The sequence below is a fragment of the Algoriphagus sp. NBT04N3 genome (assembly GCF_019443765.1).
In the GTDB taxonomy this organism is placed as follows: Bacteria; Bacteroidota; Bacteroidia; order Cytophagales; family Cyclobacteriaceae; genus Algoriphagus; species Algoriphagus ornithinivorans.
The window spans coordinates 854,486-879,213 of record NZ_CP048415.1 but is presented as its reverse complement, the minus strand read 5'-3'; the positions used below and the strand labels follow the sequence as shown (position 1 = coordinate 879,213).

General features: G+C 35.1%; 19 protein-coding genes. All 19 read right to left on the bottom strand.

All coding sequences use genetic code 11. The features are described 5' to 3' along the window. Nucleotides 1–2: 2 nt before the first annotated feature. The 19 genes from GYM62_RS03845 to GYM62_RS03755 all read right to left on the bottom strand — a co-directional run bounded on the left by GYM62_RS03845 (nucleotide 3) and on the right by GYM62_RS03755 (nucleotide 24,706). A complete protein-coding gene (locus GYM62_RS03845; RefSeq protein WP_219958381.1) occupies nucleotides 3–2,144 on the bottom strand; it encodes a bi-domain-containing oxidoreductase in 2,142 nt (713 codons plus the stop codon). After that, the gene (locus tag GYM62_RS03840; RefSeq protein WP_219958380.1) at nucleotides 2,141–3,667 is read right to left on the bottom strand and encodes a Gfo/Idh/MocA family oxidoreductase; all 1,527 of its coding nucleotides are present in this window, start codon (nucleotides 3,665–3,667) and stop codon (nucleotides 2,141–2,143) included. Before GYM62_RS03840 ends, GYM62_RS03845 begins: the two co-directional genes overlap by 4 nt. Further along, nucleotides 3,667–4,677: a glycosyltransferase gene (locus GYM62_RS03835; protein WP_219958379.1), complete on the bottom strand. Its 1,011-nt coding sequence runs from the start codon at nucleotides 4,675–4,677 to the stop codon at nucleotides 3,667–3,669. The genes GYM62_RS03840 and GYM62_RS03835 overlap by 1 nt, the downstream gene beginning before the upstream one ends. After that, nucleotides 4,677–5,522, bottom strand: coding sequence for a glycosyltransferase (locus GYM62_RS03830; protein ID WP_219958378.1), 846 nt, complete (start codon nucleotides 5,520–5,522; stop codon nucleotides 4,677–4,679). Before GYM62_RS03830 ends, GYM62_RS03835 begins: the two co-directional genes overlap by 1 nt. 193 nt (nucleotides 5,523–5,715) lie before the next feature. Beyond that, nucleotides 5,716–6,687: a glycosyltransferase family 1 protein gene (locus GYM62_RS03825; protein WP_219958377.1), complete on the bottom strand. Its 972-nt coding sequence runs from the start codon at nucleotides 6,685–6,687 to the stop codon at nucleotides 5,716–5,718. Further along, nucleotides 6,687–7,724 (bottom strand): glycosyltransferase, encoded by a 1,038-nt coding sequence (locus GYM62_RS03820; protein WP_219958376.1) that lies wholly within the window; start codon nucleotides 7,722–7,724, stop codon nucleotides 6,687–6,689. Before GYM62_RS03820 ends, GYM62_RS03825 begins: the two co-directional genes overlap by 1 nt. Further along, nucleotides 7,684–8,781, bottom strand: a complete 1,098-nt coding sequence (locus GYM62_RS03815; RefSeq protein ID WP_219958375.1) for a hypothetical protein — start codon at nucleotides 8,779–8,781, stop codon at nucleotides 7,684–7,686. The genes GYM62_RS03820 and GYM62_RS03815 overlap by 41 nt, the downstream gene beginning before the upstream one ends. 269 nt (nucleotides 8,782–9,050) lie before the next feature. Next, a complete protein-coding gene (gene asnB, locus GYM62_RS03810) occupies nucleotides 9,051–10,895 on the bottom strand; it encodes an asparagine synthase (glutamine-hydrolyzing) (protein ID WP_219958374.1) in 1,845 nt (614 codons plus the stop codon). Next, a complete protein-coding gene (locus GYM62_RS03805) occupies nucleotides 10,895–12,070 on the bottom strand; it encodes a glycosyltransferase family 4 protein (protein ID WP_219958373.1) in 1,176 nt (391 codons plus the stop codon). The genes asnB (GYM62_RS03810) and GYM62_RS03805 overlap by 1 nt, the downstream gene beginning before the upstream one ends. Then, nucleotides 12,067–13,239 carry a glycosyltransferase gene (locus GYM62_RS03800; protein WP_219958372.1) on the bottom strand — a complete coding sequence of 391 codons (1,173 nt, stop codon included), beginning with the start codon at nucleotides 13,237–13,239 and terminating at the stop codon, nucleotides 12,067–12,069. The genes GYM62_RS03805 and GYM62_RS03800 overlap by 4 nt, the downstream gene beginning before the upstream one ends. Further along, complete coding sequence (locus tag GYM62_RS03795) at nucleotides 13,240–13,971, bottom strand: DUF563 domain-containing protein (RefSeq protein ID WP_219958371.1); 732 nt, start codon at nucleotides 13,969–13,971, stop codon at nucleotides 13,240–13,242. It abuts the gene before it with no gap. Nucleotides 13,972–14,343: 372 nt separating this feature from the next. Next, complete coding sequence (asnB, locus tag GYM62_RS03790; RefSeq protein ID WP_219958370.1) at nucleotides 14,344–16,308, bottom strand: asparagine synthase (glutamine-hydrolyzing); 1,965 nt, start codon at nucleotides 16,306–16,308, stop codon at nucleotides 14,344–14,346. A 2-nt stretch (nucleotides 16,309–16,310) separates the two neighbouring features. Further along, on the bottom strand, nucleotides 16,311–17,549 hold the full coding sequence (locus tag GYM62_RS03785) for a hypothetical protein (protein WP_219958369.1): 1,239 nt from the start codon (nucleotides 17,547–17,549) through the stop codon (nucleotides 16,311–16,313). After that, nucleotides 17,546–18,715, bottom strand: coding sequence for a glycosyltransferase (locus tag GYM62_RS03780; RefSeq protein WP_219958368.1), 1,170 nt, complete (start codon nucleotides 18,713–18,715; stop codon nucleotides 17,546–17,548). The genes GYM62_RS03785 and GYM62_RS03780 overlap by 4 nt, the downstream gene beginning before the upstream one ends. Nucleotides 18,716–18,759: 44 nt before the next feature. Continuing rightward, complete coding sequence (gene asnB, locus GYM62_RS03775) at nucleotides 18,760–20,622, bottom strand: asparagine synthase (glutamine-hydrolyzing) (RefSeq protein WP_219958367.1); 1,863 nt, start codon at nucleotides 20,620–20,622, stop codon at nucleotides 18,760–18,762. Nucleotides 20,623–20,628: 6 nt separating this feature from the next. Continuing rightward, a complete protein-coding gene (locus tag GYM62_RS03770; RefSeq protein ID WP_219958366.1) occupies nucleotides 20,629–21,576 on the bottom strand; it encodes a glycosyltransferase family A protein in 948 nt (315 codons plus the stop codon). Next, nucleotides 21,563–22,828, bottom strand: coding sequence for an ABC transporter ATP-binding protein (locus GYM62_RS03765; RefSeq protein ID WP_219958365.1), 1,266 nt, complete (start codon nucleotides 22,826–22,828; stop codon nucleotides 21,563–21,565). The genes GYM62_RS03770 and GYM62_RS03765 overlap by 14 nt, the downstream gene beginning before the upstream one ends. Nucleotides 22,829–22,859: 31 nt before the next feature. Continuing rightward, a complete protein-coding gene (locus tag GYM62_RS03760) occupies nucleotides 22,860–23,720 on the bottom strand; it encodes an ABC transporter permease (protein ID WP_219958364.1) in 861 nt (286 codons plus the stop codon). A 41-nt stretch (nucleotides 23,721–23,761) separates the two neighbouring features. Next, on the bottom strand, nucleotides 23,762–24,706 hold the full coding sequence (locus GYM62_RS03755) for a bifunctional 2-polyprenyl-6-hydroxyphenol methylase/3-demethylubiquinol 3-O-methyltransferase UbiG (RefSeq protein WP_219958363.1): 945 nt from the start codon (nucleotides 24,704–24,706) through the stop codon (nucleotides 23,762–23,764). Nucleotides 24,707–24,728: the final 22 nt, after the last annotated feature.

Here is a 24,728-nt window from a genome sequence, read left to right as displayed (position 1 = left end):
TTTTATTCCTCAACTTTTTGCCAGGTGCCTGACTTAAGGCTATTTACAGCTGCCAAGGCCGCCTTGGAAACATTGAAAATTTCATCAGATGGAATTGGCGTATTCCCGCCATTTTTGATAAAATCCAAGTAATTGGCAAATTGCTTTTTATGACCTTTGTCTAATTTAGTTTTAACATCTTTGAAATTTTTTATTCCAAAGCCTTTGGTGGTTCTAAAATTATCCATGATCACTGTTTTCTCATTCCAATATACTTCTAACCTTTCTTTGCTATAGGCTTTTGAACCATTTGAAAAATAATTAATCACAGAACTGCTACCATTTTGATGTTTGATAAGAATACTTGCATTATCCGTATTATCCTGAGGATTAATTCCCATTGAATTCATACAGACTTCCTTAATTAATGATCCAGTAAGAAACACGGCCAAGTCCAGATAATGACATGCTTCTCCAATAATTCTTCCGCCCCCAACTTTTAAATCATGAACCCACACATTAGAAGGAATAAAGCCCGCATTCATAGTGGCGATTAATTGTATAGGAGTTCCAGAATTACCCAAAGCATTTTTGATAGCCTGAATATGTGGAGAAAAGCGTCTATTAAATCCAACCATTAAGGAAGCATTTCTTTGATTATCAAATGCTGCTTTAACTTCAACTAGCTCTTGGGGGGTAATTGCAAGTGGTTTTTCGACAAAAACATGCTTTCCTTTTTTCAGTCCTTCTATTACCAGTTTTGCATGTGAGTTATGCCTTGTAGTAATTAATACCGTGTCAACTTCAGCATCTTCAAATATTGCGGAGTTATCAGTAGTGGAGTTTTCAATTCCATGTTTTTTAGCTAATTGAGTTCCTGTCAATCCACCTGAGGATGCTATATACTTGATTCTGGCATTAACTCCTTTCATAGCAGGAAGCATGGTCATTTTTGTAAAATTACCTGCCCCAATGATTCCTAGAATTGCATTTTTCCCTTCATATTTTGGTTGAGATAAGTTTAATACGCGATTATGAGGACTTGAAGAAGAATGCTTTCTTTCAGGGTAGACAAGGATACTAGCTATTGACTTGGATTGTCCAATATCCCCGTAAACTTTATCGAATTCTTCAAGTGGAACTCTTTCAGTGATTAAATCTTTCACTTTAAGCTTTCCAGTTTGAAGTGAAAATAAAATGGACTCAAAATTTCTTTTCTCTGTCCATCTCACAAAAGGAAGGGGGTAATCAATACCCTTTTGTTCATAATCTTCATCATATCTACCGGGGCCATATGAACAGCTTACTTGAAATGAGAGCTCTTTTTCATAAAAGTCTGCCCTACTTAAATCAAGGCCAATCACACCAACAAGAATTATTCTTCCTCGCTTCCTGGACATTTTTGCCGCTTGAGAAATGATATCATTCGATTTTGAAGAAGCTGTTATAATTACTCCATCAGCACCAATGTTGTCAGTTAACTGCATTACTGTTTGCACTGGATCACCAGATTGAATAGGGTTGATAGAAATGATCCCAAAAGATTTAGCAAGATTACATTTAGCTTCATCCACATCAATTCCTATAACACGACAACCATTCGCAACAAGCATCTGTGCAGTAAGTAGTCCAATAAGTCCTAACCCAGTGACTACGATTGTTTCCCCAAAAGTCGGATTACACAACCTAATACCTTGCAATCCTATTGAACCAATTACCGTGAATACGGCCTCTTCGCTACTAACTTCATTTGGGATTTTTGCCACCAAATTCTTAGGAACACAAACAACCTCAGCATGTGGACCATTGGAAACTACTCTATCTCCAACCTGAAACCCACTAACTCCCTCTCCTATTTCTTCTACAACTCCTACATTACAATAACCTAATGGTAATGGTTGTTCCAGCTTATTAAATACAGTCTCTAAAGTCGGTAATAGACCATCTGCCTTAATTTTGTCAAAGACCATTTTGACTTTATCAGGTTGTTGTCTAGCCTTTTGGATAATATTTGCCTTGCCAAATTCAACCAGCATTCGTTCTGTACCCAAAGAAACCAAAGAATGTGTAGTTCTGATTAAAAGTGTTCCTTTAGACACCATTGGTGAAGGTAGTTCTTCTAGGATCGTTTCGCCGGTTTTGAAGGACTGAATTATTTGTTTCATAGAATTGAATTGGAATTGGCTTGAGATTGGATTAAATCTTCCAACTCCAAACTTAATTTTGTTGATTTTAAAGTAATTAATTCATCACCTTTACCATTATTAGTAATAGCAAGGCCAATTTCACGATACATCTTTCTTAAATATGCCAGTTTATCAGTTCGATAGTTTCTGATTACCTCATTATTGGACTCACTCACATATATCATGGAGTCTTGGATGTAAGCTCTTTTGCCCGGTACAGTGAATTCAACGTATTCTCTCATACCTATTCTATTTGATCCTGTATCCGATAAAGAGATAAGACCAAAGGCCCCATTTGACAAAACAATCTGAATAGTCAATTCTTCAGAGTTTGGCTGAAATACTTTTAGATCAGTCCAATCAGGGTAATCGTTTATAAAGAGAAAATGATCTATCCAATGACATCCATTCGATATTATTCTGCTACCTGAAGAGGGCCAATTGTACCAATGATATGGATCAAGTGGTATTTCAAAGACTGTAGCCTTAAAATTAATAGGATCACCTAACTGAACCCCTAAATCTTCAAAAAGAAAATCATTGTAAACTTGATATCTTTTTTGAAAACATTGATAAAAAGGAGTTCCTGATTTCTTTACCGTTTCCAAAAAGTCATGATAATCCTCCCAAGTAGTTGCTGTTGGTTTTTCAATTACAGGAATCACCCCATTTTTCATGGCTTTAATAGCCAATTGGGCATGAGTATGATGAAACCCTGCAATAAGCCATACTGGAATATCAAAATCATCCTTTTCAGGATTGGGATTAGTAGAGATTTTTGAAACTCGAGGATTGATAAGAAGAGAAGAATCAATTTCGTGGACTTTTTCTAAAAAAATATAGGGTTTGAGGTAGGGTAAGGTAATAGTCCGGGCATAATTTCCGAAACCAAATAGCACGGCAGCTTTTCCTTTTTTTGTCACTGAAGGCTTTAAAACGCTCTTTTTATTTTCGGAAAAAATTTCATCAATTGGTCTAAAGGTTTGCTTTTTTATTAAATGTATAAGTCTAGAAATTTGGTCCTCTTTTGGATAAAGCTTGCTTTTCGAATCAATGGGGAGAATTTTAGAAAGTTCTTGAATCAATTCAGCATTGCTGTCATCCAAAGTAAGTGATGCCCAACCCCTTGGAGTAGTATCTTGTTCCTGAAAAGGAAATATCCACTTTGGCGAAACAGCCAAGTATGATTGGAATTTTTGAGCGGCCGGATGAAAAAACCAGACCTTTCCATTGTCAGTATTTCCAATTCCAGCCACCATCCATTTATCATTTCTTACTTTCTCCGAGTACGACCTTGAAAATGCCTTTCGTAAAACGTCTCCAAGTTTATACACCTTCACATAATTCTGAATTTTCTTAAACTTGGAACCAGAGTAGGAAATTCCAATATTGCCACTAGGGGCTAAAGCTAGGTATGCTAAGACCTCTACCCCAATTTCGTCGGGGCCTACGTTTGGTTTGGGAACCCCCTCAAAAATCACGTTTTGGAAACCTAATCTCATTATTTTAATAAATGAATTAAATCTTCTACTTTACTTGAAACTATTAATTTGGTCCTTGACACCTCTTCTTTTTGACTTTTCACTATCGCATCGGTAATTGACTGCACAGAATGTGGATCAAAAGTAAGTGACGGCCTTATTACTTCATGGACAAATGGAAGATCGGAAGCCAAAATAGGCATACCATACTGTGCAGCTTCAATTAGTCCTAATCCAAAACTTTCTAGAGAAGAAGGGAAAATTAAAAACCCTCCTTTTTGATATATTTCCTTAAGTTTTTCCTTACCGCACCATCCCATATTTTCAATCGCTATACCTTTTTTATTGAGATCCTCAATAGTTTGTATCAATTCAGGATATTGTTTGCTTACTGTAAGATGTAGCTTAATATTGGAGCAAGTTGAACTTGCAATAGCGAATGCATTGAGTAAATGATGGTGCATCTTATTGGGATGACCATCAGAAATATAGTAATATGAATATTTATCTCTTTTAATCTCTTGCTGTGGGATAATTTGAGTAGAGAAGAAAGGGAAAAGATCAACCGAATATGGGCTTATCCCCCAATATTTTGAAAGCCCTGATTTCATAAATTCAGTTTGAACCAACCATTTATCTGTATTTTTTTGACATAATCGAATGATCCAAGACTTTACCTTATATGCGAGTGCTGTTTTAAAAGGGAATTCGGGTCCTGTATAAAAAAGAACTGAATTATGGAAGTAAGTAAAAACCTTGGCATCCAGTCTAAGGGTCGGAGGCACATTTCCAAAACACAAAACCTTTTGAAGTTCACCACTGTGTTTTTTATAAAAATTATGTCTTTTTAAAAGACTGTTAGGCAAATAGGTTACTTTTTCTTTAGGAATGGAAGGATACTCTTCTTGTAATCTCAAGTCCAGTAAAAAGTATACATCAATTTCTCTTTTGATAATTTCCTCAATAAGATAGTCCAAGAGTACTTTACCTCCACTATTATTGATAAAAATTGCATCTAATAGGACTTTCATTAATTTATCGATAGGAAAGAATCAACAGCAGACTTAGGATTAACCTGTTTTGCAAGCTCAAAACTCCTTTTCCCCATATCTAATTTCTTTTCTAAAGGTAAAGAATAATAGTTTTTCAACTTTTCCGATAGTTCATTTACATTATTGGGATTAAAGGAAAAGCCATTTAGATTTTCATTTAAAAATACCGGCTTTGCACCAACCTTTGTTGAAAGTGCCAACGGCAAACCCATTGCCGCGAATTCGTGAACAACAACTCCAAAAGGTTCATGGATACTTGGAAGACAAAATAAATCGGAATTTAACCCATGGCTTATGAGCTTTTCTTGTGACTCAAATTGAAAAACTTCAATATTAGAATGCTGAATTTTCAGATTCATTGGGTCACCACTTCCCACTATCCTTAAAAATATATCTTTACTGAATTCCTTCGGTAATAATTCAAAAGCGTCAATAAGAAATTGAATATTTTTATTTGGAACTAGCCTACCTACAAATAAAATTCTCTTTTGGGTAAGTTGGCTTTGATTTTCAAACCAGATTGGGGAGCACGACAATAGGTTATGAATAATTTTATTTTTCTGAAAACCTATTTTCAATGCAAACTCTTCTTGTTTGGGACCTGGGACCCATATAAAGTCAAAATGTTTTCTATACATCCAATATCCTAACATTGACCTCAATTGGTCTTTGATAGTGCCCTCCCATTGGTTATCGCATCCTGTGATTGACAAAGTTTTTGGATACCTCTTCTTTAAAGAAGAATTAATTTTTAGATAAAAAGAATCCATCCTCCCTGAAGTCCAAATATGCGTTGGTTGAAAAGGAACCAATTCATCTTCCACTAAATCCCAAGTCAATTTACTTCTGGGAATCATTCGAATCTCCTCGGGCAATTTAAAAGTGAAAGGAGTAAGCCTGATTTGGTCCCAATAAACCAAAATCACTTGAGTACTTTCCCTTTGACTCATCTCCTCTATAAGCCCAAGAGTATAAGGCATTACCTCAGAATAAAGAATTAAAATTCTTTTTTGGAAATCAGACGGATTCATATACTTCCAAGTAAGCCTTCGCAATAGGTCCTACCTGATATAATTTGAGATTTTCTTTTCCTTTCAAAACCAATTCATTCCTTAACTTTTCATTTTCCACTATAGAAGTAATTGCATCCCTTATTTCGTCAACATCAAATGGATTAACTAAAAGCGCGCCATCTCCAGATGCTTCTGGCATGGCAGATACATTCCCAGTAATTACGGGTCTCCCAGCTGCTTGAGCTTCTAGTATGGGCATGCCAAAACCTTCATATTCCGATGCAAAAAACAGGATATCTGAATCTTTATAGGCTTGATTTAATCCTTTTTGATCTAAATCTGATCTCGCTTCAAATTTGATTTTAAAATCATTTAAAAGCTGAACGTGTTTTGAATTTACTAATCTATTGATTAGTAGAAGTTTAACATCCAGACCTTTAACAGCATGAATTAGACGTTCCAAATTCTTATTTGTTCCACTTCCAATCTGAAGGATAACAGGAGTATCATTTTGTGGAGGAGGGCTGTGAGTAATAAATGGAAGTACCGGATTTTTAATGACAGATATTTTGGATTCAGGAACACCTGCAAACTCAATGAGCTGATTTTTTGTGAATTCTGAAATGGCAGTTAAATGACAAGCATTTGAAAAAGGCAAGTCCATCCATAGCTTTTTATATATCAGCTTTTTCCATCCATGCAAAGAGCGAATATAATGGCCGAGATCATGTACTGTAATGATTGTATTCTTGGTTGGGAGCCCCAAAGCGAGGTAATTGACATCACCTGTTATATGATTTATAGATCCTTTATTCTTTTTTGCCCAAAGAATTGATTGTAAAATTCCAAAATTGTCAGGCTTTTTGAATACAGAAATATCTGTATACTTGGTTAATTCAGCTCTAATAGTATCAAAGAGCTGTTCAAAAGTATAATTACCAGCCCTGTTATCTCTATCAAAATGGTGTATTTGCATTATTTGAATTTGTTTCTAAAAAACTCAAGTAGTGTTTCTGCTCTACGATCTAATGAATGATCATCTAATGCACGCCGAAAGCCTGCTGATTTGATTGAATTTCTGAGATCATCCTGCATTAAAAAACGATTTATTTGGTCGACCAACTCCTCTTGAGTTTCGAAAAAACCGGCTTCAACATCCTCCTTATAAAATTGGAGAGATTGATGATTTCTTTCATGAAGCATGAATCCTCCACTTGCAGGAATATGAAATGTTCTAGAGGTAATTAAATCACCTGAAGATGAACCAGTTACTTTTTCAGATAGAAAGCCTAGATTTATTTTAGACCCATTAATAGCGGCAGCATAAAGATCTCCTAAAATTTGTCTCCCTTGGATGGCCGATTGAATGACTTTTGAAGTAGATTTATTCCATTGCTCACCCCATATTTTCAGATCAAGTTCAGGTATAGATTCTTTAATATGAGTTAATAGCTTTTCCTTTTTTGGAGAATAGGTTCCAATGAAAGAAACATCGCAAAAAAATTCCTCTGGAATTAGTTTAGAATCTATGGGTCGATGTATTTCGGGGTCAAATCCGTGAGGAACAAAAGTTGAATTTGAAATTCCCAACCGATCTTTTAGATCCTTTACTCCAAATGATTTGGTCGTAAAAACATGATCGTAAATTGGAAGAGATTTGGGTAACAAAGAGCCGTGTGCCATAAAACTTACATCCGGAAAAAAATTAATTAAAGGATTTCCATCCTTTTTAATTACTTCTATGGTACTTGGAAAAACAAAAGCGCCCTTATATACTAGGACTAAATCAGGTTTAAAAGTTTTGTATCGTTGGAGAATTTCCTGATTATACTCCTTTACAAATATAGAACGGGCTAGTTTCGAAAGAAACTTAGGAATGAAAGATCTGGACTCTAAAGGGATGTAGTAGAATTCATCTACTACCTCAATTAAAGCTCCTTTTCTGGCTAGAGCCTTAAATAGTCCTCCGGCATTACTTCCTCTCCAAATTGGACCTACGCAGAGTAACTTCATTTCTTTTTTTGAAAACCATACTGATAAACCAAAGAATCAGATAAAGAGCTAAAAATGTAACCAGAATTTGTAAATCGGCTCCGAGACCTAAAAAAGCAGTTAATATTAAATAGACTGCAAAATATGTACCCAGAAGATTAAATCTACTTTTATAAAAACCTACAGACCCCCATAATAACTTTAATAGAATTCCTGTGATAACACTTCCAATTGCAAGACCTATCCATCCAAAGTCTAAAAACAGTTGACCTGGAATTGTCATATTAACTGAATTATTGAACCAATCCTCAGTTTCAACCGCAGCTCCAATTTGAAGAGCAAACCAAACTCCCAATGCAATGGTAGGCTTTTCAGGCCATATAAATCTTGGAATAAAGGCAACAAGTAATGGGGCTAAAGTGGCACCTTCATAATAACCATTATCTACTGCTAGTCCACAAACGGCTGAAATTTGAGCGATATTAGAGCTTCTATCAAAGGCACTTAAATTGCCATCGGGTTCATCAAAAACTTCGAATTCATCGTCTAAAGCCGTATTTAGTTGAGTAATTCGGTCCAGACCCACACCAATTTGTGATCTTTTTTCTCCAAACAGTTCGAAAAAACTATAGAAGAGCACAACAACCAGAAATATAGGAATAAGCTTTACACTAAAAAGTTTTTGAAAGCTTCTGGCCCCTAAAAAATACCCGATCAAAAACACCAAGACTGGTATCAACATTTCGACTCTTAAGTATGCAAATAGCAACGCGTTAAAAGTAACTGCTATCATACAAATGATTGCCTTGACGAAAATAGATGTCTTCTGATACTTTCCTGCCAATCTTGAGAGAATAAATACCCCAACAATTGGAAAAAACTCGATAATCGTTTGAATACTTCCCGGAAAATAGAAGAACAACCAAAATCCCTTAAGAGCAAAAATAACTGTTAAGTAAAATATCCAATTAATCAATTGCTGATTTAGGTTAAGCTTAAGATAAATCTCAGGGAACTTAGCATTTCTAAATAACTCATACCCAAGTCCTAAAAATTGAGTTCCTAAAGCAAAAACCAATGAAGCAACAGGGAAAAGAGCGGGTTCGGAATAATCAAAGTTCAATAACTCATCTCCATTTTGAAATCTATATATGATGCTCAGGTTAGAAAGGGCGACAATGATCAATCCCAAATAGTAAAAGTGGATTAACTCATACCTTTTATCTCCGTTAGTTTTAGAAACTAACTCCCACGAAACAAAAGTCAAGAGAGTTAAACTACATCCATATTGTGGAAACCAGAAATAAGCAAAAATATGGATCGCTACCCAAATAAAGTGCTTTAAAATCATTCCGAGGGGAATTTCACTCCAATTAACTTTTTGGTCATCAAAATGGAGTAGGTTCTGTAAACTCTTAACAGCTTTTCAACTGGGACTTGACTTTGTTTGATTTCTTCTAGATCCTTCAGTAGCTTAGATTTCATATCCGAAGGTAATTCATTCTTAAATTTCTCAGAAATTTTGTAGAAGTCATGAATCAATATTTTTTGAAGTGGGGTATGAAAACCAATTTTATCTTTTCTTCTTCTAATTGACTCGGGTAAATATTCCTGGCATGCGTCCCTGAGTAAAAATTTTCTTTCCCCGTTTTTAAGAAACTCCTCAGGCTTTATACTCAAGAGAAAATCAATTAATCTATGGTCCAAAAAAGGTGTTCTCCCTTCTACCCCTTCGTTCATAGCATTTCTATCGTCATAATGAAGAAGATGAGGTAAGTGAATTTTGAAAAGAGACTCTTTGAAAAGCTCATTAAAATTTACCTGGGAAGCTGGTGATATAATTTTTTTGCCTTCTTTCCATTTATTTGAAATAAATTCCTCCCTCTGTATTCTGCTGGATTTTTTCATTTTTTGTTCTAAGGAGGGAAACAAGAATGCCAAGCAAAACTTTATCCAATCTTTTTGAGTCCAGCTTAGATTGCGTAAGTTATTTAAAAACCTTTTTAATTGAACTCGTTTTAATTGAGCAGCTAAAATCCCTCCAATCGCATGATCATACCCTGCAAAAAGCTCATCGGCTCCTTGCCCGCCCAATATAACTTTTACTCCAGCCTTTTTTGCGGCTTTCATCAGTAGGCTGTGGGCACTAATACTCGGATCTCCGAAAGGTTCTTCTTGAATTAATAGACTTTCTTCCAAAAGGTTATCGTAGGAAATTTTTGACAGGTCTACATAATGAACCGTAATCCTTGAAGGGTCAAATAATTTCAAAACATCTTCAACATATTTTGATTCGTCCTTAAGATCTCCTGGAATTTGTGCAGTAAAAATATGGATATGACCTTGGGTATGCTTTGCCAAAATTCCTGCAATAATGGAGGAGTCAACACCGCCGGATAAGGTAATTCCAATAGGCACATCAGACAAAGTCTGAGATAATACTGCCTGAATGACTAAGGACTTAAGCTCTCTTTTTTCTGATTCACCAAATTTTTTATCCCTTCTTGGACTGTTAGGAATATCCCAATATTTAGTGGCTTCGATTTTTTCTTGTTCGGGAGTGATAAATGCATAACTAGCTACTGGAAACTGAGAAATTTCTTGGTAAAATGACTCTTCTTCCAAATGCCCGTAATTTCCACTCGAGAGATATTCTGTTACAGCCGTGGTATTAAATGTGAAGGATTCCTGGAACTTGGCGAATAGCTTAATTTCAGAACCAAAATAAATTCCTTCTCCTAAGACTTGATAATAAAGAGGCTTTTGACCAAATCTATCCCTACTTATAAATAGCCTCTGCAATTCATGATCCCAAATTAACATTGCCCACATCCCAACCATTTCTGAAAGCATTTTTTCGCCGATGAGTTCAAAAAGCTCTAAAATTGTCTCAGTATCTGAGTGGCCTCTAAATTTAAAATTTGGTAAAAATAAACTTCTTAATTCGAGATGATTATAGATCTCCCCATTAAATGCTATGCTAAACCTACCACTTTTTGAAGTCATAGGTTGATCGCCTGCCTCTGAAAGATCTAAAATAGATAATCTTGTATGTCCAAGCCACATTTTCCCCAAACTAGCTTCTGATTGTCTATCAGGCCCTCGATGCTCAATCAGGGATAAATCTAAATTCCGTGATAGGCTGTTAAGCTCATTGGCTTGATTTACAAGAATTCCAGCGATACCGCACATTAATGAGTTATTTTATATTTTAAAAGCCTACATAAGGCCAATAAATCAGATGATAGTCCTGCTCTACTTTCCAAAGGAATATTTTCAATTTGGGGAGAAAGGTTTGACACAAAATGCTTGTAAGATTTCCAACAAGACTCTATACTGAAGAACTCCTCTGCCAATGTATTAGCCAATTTTGGAATAGAAGTATGATATGATTGTCTTAAACTTTCAAAAGCAAGCTTCGCCTTATCAATATCTCCAATAGGGTATAATGCAATTAAACTATGGGACCTTTCATCATTTTCTAAATCTTCAACTCCACTGACTTGAGAGCTTAATATTTGGCAACCAGCGGCTAAGGCTTCCATTACTGCTACTGACATTCCTTCAAAATTGGAAGTCTGAATCAGAATCTTTGCCTCTACCAAAAGTTGATTAACTTCTTCCTTGGGAATCCAATCCAAAAATTCGATGGAATCATTCAGCCTGAGATTAGAAAATTCTTCTCTCAAGCTTTCCATATCGACTCCATTACCAATGATAGATAACTTCCAGTCAGGGTTATCATTTAATATTTCGCGAAAGATCTTCGGAAGATCAGATACTCGTTTTTGTTTCTCTTCAATTCTCCCAACAAAAACCAGCTTATTTTCCTTTTCAGGAAATGACCTATTTTTAGAAATTTGAATACCGCATGGAATTACCAGGTGAGGCTTATCGAAAGAGACCGAATTTTTTATTCTATTGGAAACTGATACAAATCCTGCTACCTCCTGATGATAGTTTTCCGCCAATCTGTAATAATGCTCATCATCACTGTGAAGAACACCAATAAAAACGTATAAATGAGATAACTCAGCACATGCCCTCCATACGGCCTCGTCATCTGAAGGGATTAAAATAGAGCCTTCAGGAAGATTTCTGAGAATTAGATTTTTATAAAAAGAAACCCTTTTCTGAAAAGTGCCCAATTCAAATCTAAAATCCACCTCCTCAGAAACAACTCCGATGTTATTTTTTAGAATTTGTGAAATTGGAAGCTTGCCAGAAGCTGATATGAAAGGAGTTTTTGGATTGGGCACCAGGAAATTAATAGACTCTCCTAAGGTTCTGGCATGTTTAAAAAAATCCATCATCCAAGAAGTAACCCCACCTCTATGATACGGATGAGAAATAAGACCCCAATTCATAAATTAAGAATGGTCTCGAATTGATTTCCTACACTTTGAACTTTATAGTCTTCTAAAAAAGAAGGGGTTGGAGTAAATAGTCTTGAAATAATATCCTCTTTCCCTTTAATCTCCTTTGACCACTTCAAGTCTATGTACTTTTTGGCAAATTCCTTTCCAAATTCTCTTTCAAATCCACCAGCATCCTCCCCAAGGATTAGAATAGGCTTGTCAAAACGACAATATTCATAAAATTTAGACGGTATACCTTTCCGTTCACTTACTTCCCAGGATAAAAGGCAAAGAATATCGGTAGTTGAAATTTCCTTCATTAACTGCTCTTTGTCCAACCAACCCAGATATTTAACCGGAACTAGAACAGAAAGTCGACCTTCCAACTCCAGATAGGTATCTTCATTTCCAGCAAACTTGAATTCAATCTCCAATTTTGGCACGTGGGTAATTGCCCATGATAAGAAAACAAGCAACGCTCCGACATTTTGAAAGTTGAAATCAATAGACCCATAATAGAAAATAACTAATTTATGTTTATCAGTTTGATCTTCAAGGGAAATTCTATTTTCAATTGCATGTGGAATATGTGAGACTTTATTGAAAAATTGGCGTAACTCCTCTGCCCACTCTTGACTAACGCAGGTAATTTGAGGGTTTATTTTAGAGATTTTTCTATAAAAATGGTTTAATGGTTTTCTTCCAGCCTCAGATTGATACCCTTCATAAATCGGATCTTGAAAATCAAAAACCAAAGGTATGGGCTTTTGCTTGGCTAATAAATAACCCAGATATAAAGGGCCCCGAGGAGTATAAAAGCTAATGATTGAATGGTATTTAATCTTTTTTTCTTCTAATCGATTTTGGGCCTTTTTCGCCCATGCAGAAGAAAAGTCACCTTTGTAATATGCATAATAAATGGTCCTGAATTTTTGTAGGAACCTATTTTCAAGCACAGGTTTAAATTTAAATTGAATGCCTTCCAACCTCAAAATACCTCTTCCGATTTCTTTCTCTTCACTTACATTCAAATTGGCAGAAAATATCACGGTTACATGATAGCCAATTGAGGCAAAGTATTCTGCAATATACCTGGGCCTTTTAACTAGAGCAGTGGTTTGTTTGGAATGAAACCCTTCATACTCATAGCAAATCATCAAAATTGATTTTTGATCCATTTAAAAATCTCTAAGAAGATTTGAAAGTTCTTGGGGATCCAAAATAAAGTTGGTTTGAAAATCAAGATTTTTTCCAAATATCATTCTATGTTCAAAGCCGAATTTTTTACAAATATTCTTATAATGTTCAGGTTGAAAATCCAACCCAGGTGCAATTTCTAAAACCTTAAGGTTCCCACCTTTTTTGAAAATGGTATTGACTAAACCTGCTCCATGAATTCCAGCAACGTGAGAAGCAGATGAAAACAAATTTGCCTGCTCTAAAAGTCCCATTTCATTGCAATCAACCACCTCAAAACCAAAGTCTTTTAAAATGGGCATTATTTCATTAATATTTCTTATGGTTCTTCCTGAAAATGAATTTCTTGTAATAAATATTTTTTTATCATCAACCAATTTAGCTGAAGGTCTGATTTGATCGATTACTTGATCTAAAGAACAGGAAAGAATATCCTCTTTTAATAAATAGAGCTTTTTGACGAATAAATATTCTTTAGAAGATTGAACTATGATTTCTCTATTATTTGGGAATATTTTAGAAAAAAAGTCTTTGGCGAAACGGTTTTTATGGTAGTGATCAGGTAAAATTATAGGAATTTCTCCTTTCGGATCAAAAGCATCTAAGGCATTAAGTTGTGTCAAACCATCCATGAAAAAATGGTAATAATTCTGCCAGCCAAAACGGAAACTAGCTCCTTTTTCTATTACCCTAGTGTTGCTTTTTTTATTCAAATACTTCAAGGTCCTTGGTCTCCTTTTCATTTGATCCCAAGGGTCTTCAGAATAAGGAAAAGAGTATTTAAAAATTTTGAGTGGAGAAGGAATTACCCATCCAAAATCAGGATCTAACCAAACATTCTCCCCTTTAAATCGATAAGAAGAAAAATTATCCTTTAAAAAAGATAAGCCACCTTTAGTTAAGCCAGACGATTCAAGATTTGGATAGAAAAAATCTAGATTGGTCAGATTGGTCTCAAATTTCTCCTTAGAAATCGAATTGCTTTCTAAGGTCATTTCCCAAAGCTTATTGTCAAAATAAGGCGTAATTACTTTTGCCTGAAGTCTATCCCAAAAATTTATATGCTGCTCCATATATCTATGAAGTTAGGTTGTGTGAACTAATTTCCCAACCTTCATTTGATTGTACCAGAGTTTAAAATTTAATATTCTCCAAGCGTCGTATTCAAAAGGTATTTGTGAGGCTTGCAAAGATTTAAAATATTTAAATACTTCTTCTTTTTTGAAAAAAGTTTCATCCAAATCATCAACATCCTTCCTAACCAAATCCTCAAACCAATCTTTCCCTTCATTTTTCAACCAATACTCCTCATTTGAAACGAAGCCCATTTTATCTTTTCTATCCAGAATTTCATCCGGCACAGTACCTCTTAATGCAGCTCTGAGAATTGTTTTTCTTTCTCCTTTTAGATAGATAAATTCCTCAGGGAGACTCAGGCAAAATTCGATAAGTCTGTAATCCATGAATGGAGTTCTACTTTCCACTGAAAACGCCATACTATTTCTGTCTTCATAGCGAAGCAATGCAGGTAAGGGAGCGATCTGTATTTGGTTAGTCAAGCTTTCTCGCAAGGTCTCAGCATTCCATGAAAAATCAGATCTATTTTCATGATTTAGCCAAGATTGCTTGGGACCATATTTAAATTGAAGCTTAGAAGGTAGAAGATTATTAATGGACCTAGGTAGGATATTTAAAAGACCACTGATTAAAAATCCTTTGGGGAGACTTCCATATTGTTTTTTGTATGCATTGGACTCAGTTAAAATTTTATCCAGTTTAAAGTTTTTCCAAAGCCCTGAATAAAGAAATAAATCATTGCCACCATATCCAGCTAATTGTTCATCTGCCCCTTGACCATCTATCATTACAATTAATCCAGCTTTTTTCGCACCTTCAAAAACTTTCCATTGAGCAAATTGAGATGTACTTCCGAAAGGATAATCCATATGCCAAACAAGTGACTCCAATTCCTCTTTCAACATTTCAAAATCTGGAAAAACTTGGTGACTTTTTGCCTTTACTTTCTCATTTACAATTTGAGCATATTTCGTTTCATCAAATTCAGGGATTTGACTTGAAGAGGTAACAGTTTGAAGTGTTAAATCTGAATCTGGGTTTTCTTTAAGGACTTCATCCATCAAACAGACAACAGCACTGCTATCAAGCCCACCACTGAGAGCGCTTCCAACAGGCACATCCGATCTAAGTCTAAGTTTAACGGCATCTTTCAAAAGCTCTTTAAATTTGAATTTTGCCTCCTCAAAAGAACCTTCAAAATTTTTAATTTTTAATTTATACCACTGTTTTTTGATAAGACTTCCTGAATCCAAATCGTAACAAAATATATGGCCTGGCATAACCTGCTTGATTTGAGTTTCAAAAGTTTCTTCTGAATGGTCTATAAATCCAAACCTTAGATATTCATAAGCTATTTTTTCTTCCAATTCAAACTTATACTCTGGCAATACTCTTAACTGTTTTATTTCAGAGGCAAAGGAGAGATAAGTTGGGTTTTGAGTATAATAAAGTGGCTTTACTCCAAATCTATCTCTTACTGCATATATTTTTTGAGATAGGGAATCAAATATTAAAAATGCAAACATGCCATTAAAATATGAAAGACAGTCTTCCCCCCATTCCTCCCATGCTTGCAAGATTACTTCTGTGTCAGATTGAGTTCGAAAAATCCTTCCAACAGCTTTCAGTCTTTCTCTGATTTCTATATAATTATAAATCTCACCATTGTAACATATAGTAAGATTGTTAAAAACCATTGGCTGATGTCCTTGTGGACTAAGGTCAAGAATTGAAAGACGCCTATGACCAAAGGCCAACCTAAATTCCTCATTTTCCTTTAAAATATCCAGGCTATGCAATGATTTGGAATCCTCGGAAGTATCTTCATCTGCTAATAATCTTAGTCCACCCTCTTTCGACCACAACATATAGCCGGAATCATCAGGCCCTCTGTGTCTAATAATTTGAGTAGCGTGCTTTAGAGGAATTGGTACAGATTGACTTTTGAATACGAGCCCAAATATTCCACACATATTTATTGATTTAATAAAATTTGATAGTGATGCCTGTGCGTTGGGATATGATTTTCCCAGAGCAATCTTTCAGCAGAGCTTAAGGCACTTTTAGACCTTTTTTCCCAAGACTCAGTTTGCAAATAATTTAAAACAAAAGCAGCTGCTTCTTCCAAACTTAATTTTTCAAAATCCAACTCAATTAAGCCTGGATATTCTGATGCAGGAAGTCCTCCTAGACCTTTTTGAATTAAGACTGGAACACCGGCGGCTAAGTATTCCCCTATTTTTACCGGTTGCGCTACTCTATTAACCAAACTGGATCTTCTGATCATTAAACCAAGATCCAAATTTTTAAGGCATTCATGAACTTCCTTTTGGGAAACAGAAATTAATCTTACTCTTTTTGAATCCCAATGATATTGACGAATCATTTCCGCCATTTTTTCTTTTTCATGTGTTACAATCAAAAAATTAACCCTTGAGTCCTTACTCATCAAAACATCCATAAAAGGAAATACCAACTCAGGAAGATTTTGATAGCTTGCAGTACCACCTAGATAACCTATTTGATACTCTGATGATTCTGATTTCGCTACTCCAATTGGGAGACCATTCCTTTTATAATTTGATATAGCACAAGGAACAACCCATTTTGGCCCTTCAAATTCTGAAAGTGATGAAACTGCATCTCCTAACTTTGAGTTGACTGTTGATAATCCGTCAGCAAATTTTAGGTTTTCCTTCATTCGATCCAATAAAATTTTCGCTGAAGGATTGGAAGCAAGTTCTTCTAATGAATTAACCTCAATTTGTTGATTCAATAAAAACTCAGCAGGCCAAAGTCCTCGGATATCAGCGACTAATTTGTCTTTATTAAAGAACTTTTTCAACCAAATAAATCTAGAAATCAAATCCTCACCCCTAAAATGAAAAATAACGGGTTTCATGCCTAAATTTCTTCTGTAAAAATATATAAGGTGGGATTGAGGAAAATTAGCTATTCTATCCACTCCGCCAATAACCCTAATTTTAAGTTTGGGGTAGGAATTTCGAAGCTCATTTAAGTAGGTTTTAAATGCTGAATCCCAGTAAGATCTGAAAGGAACAACAATCCAAACTTCTACACTGAGAGGGGCATTATCTGATTTTAATTCTACCTGAACTTTCGCTTGTTCAAATAATTGGGTACGCACCAATGGTGTGTTGTATTCTTGGTATGCCAGCACATGGACTAGATGATATTGGATATAATCACTCATACCAAAAATTTGATTAGGTTTTGAGCATTCTGAAGATAGCTGCCTACATTATCTTGAACACATATTCTAGAATCAGCAACGTTCGAAATCTCCTGAATTTGTTTTTCAATGGCTTCTAATAAACTATTTGTATCCTTAGGCGGAACCAATTTAACTGAATTAGAATATTCAAAAATTTCTTTATGTCCTCCGACATCTGTTAGTACCATTGGCAAATTTGAGGCAGCAGCTTCTAATGCAACATTTGCTAAACCTTCATTATAAGATGGTAAAACAAATAAATCACAAGCTTGATAGATTTTTGGGAGCTGATTGTGATGAATTTGCCCCAAATGAATTATTTTTTCTTCAATACCTCTTTTTAGAGCCTCGGATTTCAAATCAATCTTATCAGGGAAATTTCGGTCAACTGTTACAGCTACAAGCTTTACGTTTTGAAATTTACTCACTAGTAATTTCAACACATCCAATAATTCTAACCAACCTTTTAATACAACAGGAGTTGCTACACACAAAAGATGTATTTCATCTTTATGCCATCCAAATTCAGACTTTATTTTAACTTTCTTCTCAAGAGAAACAGGTTTAAATTTTTCTAAGTCAACTCCATTGTAGATTACTTCAACATTTTTCTTTGCTGAAGAAGAAACTAAAGCCTGCGCATCATCTGCAAGTCTCTGACTATTTGCAAAAAGACGATCTGCTCCCTCATAAACACGTCTTAAATGAGAAAATAGAATTGGATTATTTTGAGGCCACTCGTGAATATCATCTCCTCTACAAAAAGATGCCAGAGGAATAGACAATTTTTCCTTCACCAAAAGACCAATAAAAGAAGTTTCAGTCCAGAAATGAGAAATTATCCAATCTGTATCTTTAAGAGATGAATTACTTTTAACGTATTTAACTATTGCCTTAGCTTCTCTTTCATATGGATCTTCTTTAAAAATTCTATTAGGCATTTTTACTAAAACAGGCACTGAATGGATTGGTACTCCCTCTACTTCCGAAAAGTAATCTAACTTCAAGTCATATCCCTCTTTCCAATAAGGATGAAACTTATGAAGACCTCTTGGAGGAAACCAATTATGAGTCAGTAGAACTGAACATTGATGTCCTAAATTCTGTAAAGCTTTAACCTGCTGATGAATAAACACTCCATTCATTGGCGCAGATTTTCTAGGATAGTTTGGAGTGAGGATTAAAAAATTCAAATTCTTCTAAAGTAATCTGACAATGCAACCAAGCCAAAAGCCTGAGAAGGAATAAACTCTCCATTCTCAACTTGTCTCAAGTATTCAATTAATTTATCCTGGTTCAGGAATTCCAAGGACCGCAAAAAGCTGATTTCATTTTTAAATCTTTCCTTTGTCATTTTGTCTTCTCTAAGCATTTTTTTCAAAGGAGAATTGAATCCGGTTTTTTCTCTTTCACCAAGCTGAGTTCCTAGGTATTTATTAACTAGAGATCGCAGTGGAGTCTTTCCAAAAGCCTCACTCCTTTTATTTGGAGAGGCAATTTGCATAGCAAACTCAACTACCCTATGATCTAAAAACGGAACTCTTCCTTCAATACCCTGATGCATAGTCATTCTATCTGCTTTAACAAGCATTTCATCTACAAGGCTGGTTTTAATATCGGTATATAGCATTTGATTAATCAAATCTTCCTGATCGTAGGAGTTCCAGATTTTTTCAAACCTATTTAGATAGCGATGCTGATCTACATCTTTTAAAATAGAAGAGTCTAAAAATGGATTATCAAAAGACCCATATTTTAAAGTTAACCGTTCGGCATACTTAACATATTTTGGACGATTCAAATCCTCTACTGCAAGCTTCAATGATTTTTTTGAAGTAACAGCGTAGGCTGCCTGAAACAGTAGTTTTCTAATGCTTAATGGGAAACTTTTGAATTGGGGTGGTTCAGGAAACGGAGAATGCCTGTCATAACCAGCAAAAAGTTCGTCAGCACCATCTCCAGACAATACAACTTTCACTACAGGCTTTGCCATTGAGGCTATTCTTGACAATGATAAGGCACTCGAGACACCGAAAGGTTGATCTATGCAACCGAAGTGTTCCTCCAGATTTTGAAAAAAATCTGTTTCAATGTTAAATTGATGAGGACTACTTTTTATTTTTCTTGAAGTTTCCTCAGCTATTTTACTTTCATCTTCAGGTTCCCCCTGAAAGGCCGCTGTAAATGTAGGAATACCGTTTTGAGCCAACGCAGAATAATAAGAAATCAATGATGAATCAATCCCCGCAGATAAAAATGATCCAACTTTAACATCAGCTACTAAATGCTCACTAACTACTTGTTTAAGCAATTCGTCAGTAGCTTCAAGAACTTCATTTCCATTTTTGAAATTTGTATTAATCTCAGTTGGAAGTTGCCAAAAAGACTTCTCTGGAGACAAATTACCATTAGTGAATTCTAAATAACAACCTGGAGATAATGCATTTACCTCCTTATATAATGTGAAAGGTTCAGGAATATAACCTAAATTAAAATAATCATACAATGATGTATAATCCAGCTTTGAAGAAGCTAGCTGACTTGTAATTAAAGGCTTGACCTCCGAAGAAAAAGAGAATGCGAGACTATTTGAAGTATAATATAATGGCTTAATCCCTATCCTATCTCTTGCGATCATCAGCTTGGACCTTTCTTGATCCCAAATCGCCAAGGCAAACATTCCGACTAGACTATTGAGGGTTTTTACCATGTCTCCATCAAACTTCTCGTATAGATGCAGGATCACCTCACAATCTGAAAAGGAGCTGAATTGATGCCCTTCTGAAATTAATCTTTCCCTAAGTTCTTTATAATTATAGATTTCACCATTGCATATTAATACCAATGATTTATTTTCATTATAGAGAGGTTGTGTTCCATTCTCCGACAAATCTATGATTGACAATCTATTATGAACCAGGCAAATTGGACCATCAATATAAAATCCATTACCATCAGGCCCTCTATGATTTAACGCCTTGGTAAGATGTTTTTGAGTTTTTGAAGAATCTAGCTGAGGAGAGTATTTATAAAAACCAGATATTCCGCACATTGGGTTTTATTTTTTAGATCTTGGTTTTATCGCCTTTGATAAAAATAAAAGAGTAGAGTTTTTTAAACGGATGATTAGATGATGAAAAGCTGGTTTTTTTTCTCCTCTTTTGATCAATCTTGCTATTCCACTTAAAAAATCTAAAATCCCGTAATTTTCAAGGGAAATCTTCATTTTATAATTGAGCTCTTCATAAAAGAGGTGATTTCTAATTTTACCTAGCTGCATCGTGTTAAACTCTCCACAAGATTTGGCTTCTTGATAAAAATTGCACATTTGGTCAACGTAATACACCAATTTTCTTTGGGACATTAGTGAACTTGGAAGATACCTATAAAAAGTAAGCGCTGCCGAGATGTAAGTCCAAGGACCTAATTTATTAGCAATTCTACACCAAAGAAAAAAATCTTCTACCCCGTTCAAATTCGTATTAAATCCCCCCATTTCCTTAATAACATTCTTACTTACCACCACAGTAGAAGTGCCTATGGGATTACCTTGGATCAAAAAATCAAAATCATGAGGTATTGAATCTTTAATTTTAATGATTGAATTAGGAATTTCATCACCAAATTTTGTGTATGAATGATGGATAGCAAATGCATTGGGATTTAGGCTTATATGGTGATTAATAATTTCTAACTTATTCGGTTCGAAATAATCATCACAATCCAGAAAAGCTATCCACTCTCCCGAAGCTTTGTTTATGGCTAAATTTCTAGAAGAGGAAACGCCTGTTTTTATTGATTTTTCTTTTTGGAAGAACTCTCCTTTTAAATCTAGCTTTTTCTTAAGCGAAAGAGCATATTCAAAAGAACCATCCTTGCTGTTATCATCAACAAAAATAATTTCGTAATCCTCAAATGTTTGTTCTTTTATGGAGGTAAAACATTCCCGAAGAAATTCCTTCCCGTTGTAGCAAGGAATAATAATTGAGAATTTAGGCCCCTTCATATGTACAATCAATATTCAAGTCTATTCGAATAGTACCGGGAGGTGAATTAAATAAACTCCCAAGCAAGGTGTGAGTATTTTCTACTTCAAATACACATAATTCATTTATTGTTAAAAGGGAATATTGGCGATTATGGCCAAAAATTAACTTAAATGAATAATATCCGGCATTCAAAAGTTGTCCAGGTATTTTTCCCCTAAGGATATATGATCCTTTTCTAGAATCCCCTTTTGGCGCAAATTCAAAAGCCTGATGAAAAACTATACTCCCATCCATCATCTTTAATTCGAGAGTGACATCCTGAGTTCTTTGAGAAATCAGATTTTCAAAATAAATCTCAAAATGAATAGCTGTATCGCAAGTAATGGTAGGGTTTTGATCAGAGTTCTCTGGAAAAAGTTTGAAATCTTGCAAAATAACTGAGTCACTTATTACAGGGAATGTCACTTTCATATCACTTGAACTCAAATTGCTTTGATATGAATTGATGATTTCTGCAACCTTTCCAGACTGGGTTAATCTACCATTTTGAAGAAGAATCCCAGTGGAACAAAGCTCTTGTACGGCTGTAAGATTATGACTTACAAAAAGAACTGTTCTACCAGACTTAGATAAATCTCCCATCTTGCCAAGGCATTTTCGTTGGAACTCTATGTCACCTACTGCCAAAACTTCATCCACAATCAAAATCTCAGATTCTAAATGAGCTGCGACAGCAAATGCTAACCTAACATACATTCCTGAAGAATATCGCTTGACTGGAGTATCCACATATTTGGCAACTCCTGAAAATTCAACAATTTCATCAAACTTCTTTTTGATTTCTTGCTTTTTCATTCCCAAAATTGCGCCGTTCAAGAAGATATTTTCTCTTCCTGTCAATTCAGGATGAAAGCCAGTACCAACTTCAAGAAGAGAGGCTATTCTACCTTTCACATCCACATACCCACTGGAAGGTAAAGTCACTCGACTTAATATTTTTAACAAAGTACTTTTTCCAGCTCCGTTTCTTCCTATTATCCCCAGAACATCCCCTTCGTTCACCTCAAAGGAAATGTCATTAAGAGCCCATGCATACCCTTTGGTATCTTTACTTGTTCTATCATTCTCTGCACCAATGATTGAAAATGGATCCCCCTTGCCACGAGCTTTGGATATCCAACGCTGTAAATCATGGGACAAGGTTCCGGTTCCAATTTCTCCTAATTTATAGAGTTTGGAAATGTTGTCCGCTAGTATAACAGGTCTCACGTAATCTTTAATTTAAGATGAAAATACAGTCTTAAACTGTATCAATGAATGATTTTTCTATTTTATTAAAAATCAATGCGCCTAAAGTCAAAAGCAAAGCAGTGAATGCAGCACTATAGGAAAGCCATACCCAGGAAAATATTCCTGAGCCTAAAAAAGCAAATTTAAAGGCTTCTAAAATACTTGTTAATGGGTTGAACCAAAGAATTTGTTGGTATTCAGGTGAAAGTGAGCTCATTGGGTAGATAACTGGGGAGGCAAACATTAATAACTGAACCCCAAAGGTTATTAAAAATGTCAAATCTCTGTATTTGGTTGTTAGTGCACTACTAATCAAACCAAAACCTAAACCTACTCCACCCATCATTGCCAAAAGCACAGGGACAAATAAAATGTGTAGATTAGGATGAACATCCGCACCTCTTACTAGAAAAATAGTAAGGACTGCTAAGAATAAGCCAAACTGAATACCAAACTTTAAAAGGTTACTAATTACTTTACTCAAAGGAAGAATCAATCTCGGAAAATAGACCTTTCCAAAAATCGGAGCATTTTCTGTGAAGGTTTTGGAAGTTTGAGTGAGTAGCTCATTGAAATAATTCCAAATAGTAATCCCTGAGAGATAAAAAAGAATTTGGGGTACTCCATCTGTGCTTATCCCAGCAAGATTACCAAATACAAACATAAAGGTGATTGTGGTAAGTATAGGTTGAATAAAAAACCACAAAGGACCTAATATGGTCTGCTTGTAAACAGTTACTATATCGCGTTTAACGAATAGCATTAATAAATCTCTGTAATTCCAGACTTCTTTAAGTCCCAATCGAAAAAGGGACTCCGAAGGTTGAATTCGAAAGTCCCAATCTAGCTCTTTATTTGTACGTTCAGACATTATAATTATATGACAAAAGATTAATCGCGATAAGGATAATCTTATTTGTTCTCATGATAATTCATCCAAGAATCCCCAGAGAATGGTTGTAAAAAATAATTTTCAAGTTCTTGAGAATTATTACCCTTGATAGCCCTTATGTGAAGCTCGGTGGATGAGTTGGTTCTAACAATGGAAGTAAAGCCTTTTTTCTCCAATAGGCCTTTTACATATTCAAAATCTAGGCGTCGGTTTAATAATGGAGAGTAAATATCATGCATTTGGTGAACTCTCTCTGGATTTCCATTACCTTTTTCTATTAGAAATGATTTTTTCTCATCCCAAGATGAAAGAGAGTTGTAATATACTCTGTCTTTAAAAAGATTAAGATCAGCATTAAAATCCAACGATTCTCTGCCATATAGATAAAGATATATCAACCCACCTTCTTTTACTTGGTTTGAAATCTCATCAAAGGATTTAGTAAAACTTTTACAATGATGTACTACTCCCCATGACCAGACTAAGTCAAATTTTTGCTGGTCCCGTAAAGATTCACCCAGAGTCTCTAAAGGAGATTGAATAAATCTAGATTCCGGATTAAGTCCTATAATGGCTTCTTTGGTTCTTTCTAAGGCTGATTGGTTGATATCAACGGCTGTAACATTAGCACCTAGCTTGGTCAATCCGTAGGACCATCTTCCTCCTCCACAGCCAGCATCCAAGACTTTCTTGTCTTTAAACCATTCTTTTTTAACCAGAATTTCCTCCTCGCAAATAATCCTTTCAACCTCACTTTTGAACCAAGGATCGCTGAGCATATACTCTCCCTTAGATAACTTATCCCATTGAAATGAAAAAGATTCTTCTGTTTGAGAGCTGGTTAAATCCAAAGAGTTATCTACATTATGAACCAACTTATAAAGAAGCTTATATAAAGCATCAACTTCCTTTTTATCAGCCCTGGTTTTAAGAAATTTAATTTTCTCTTTTAAGTTTAAAAACATGGTAAAAATTAAAAATTTGAGA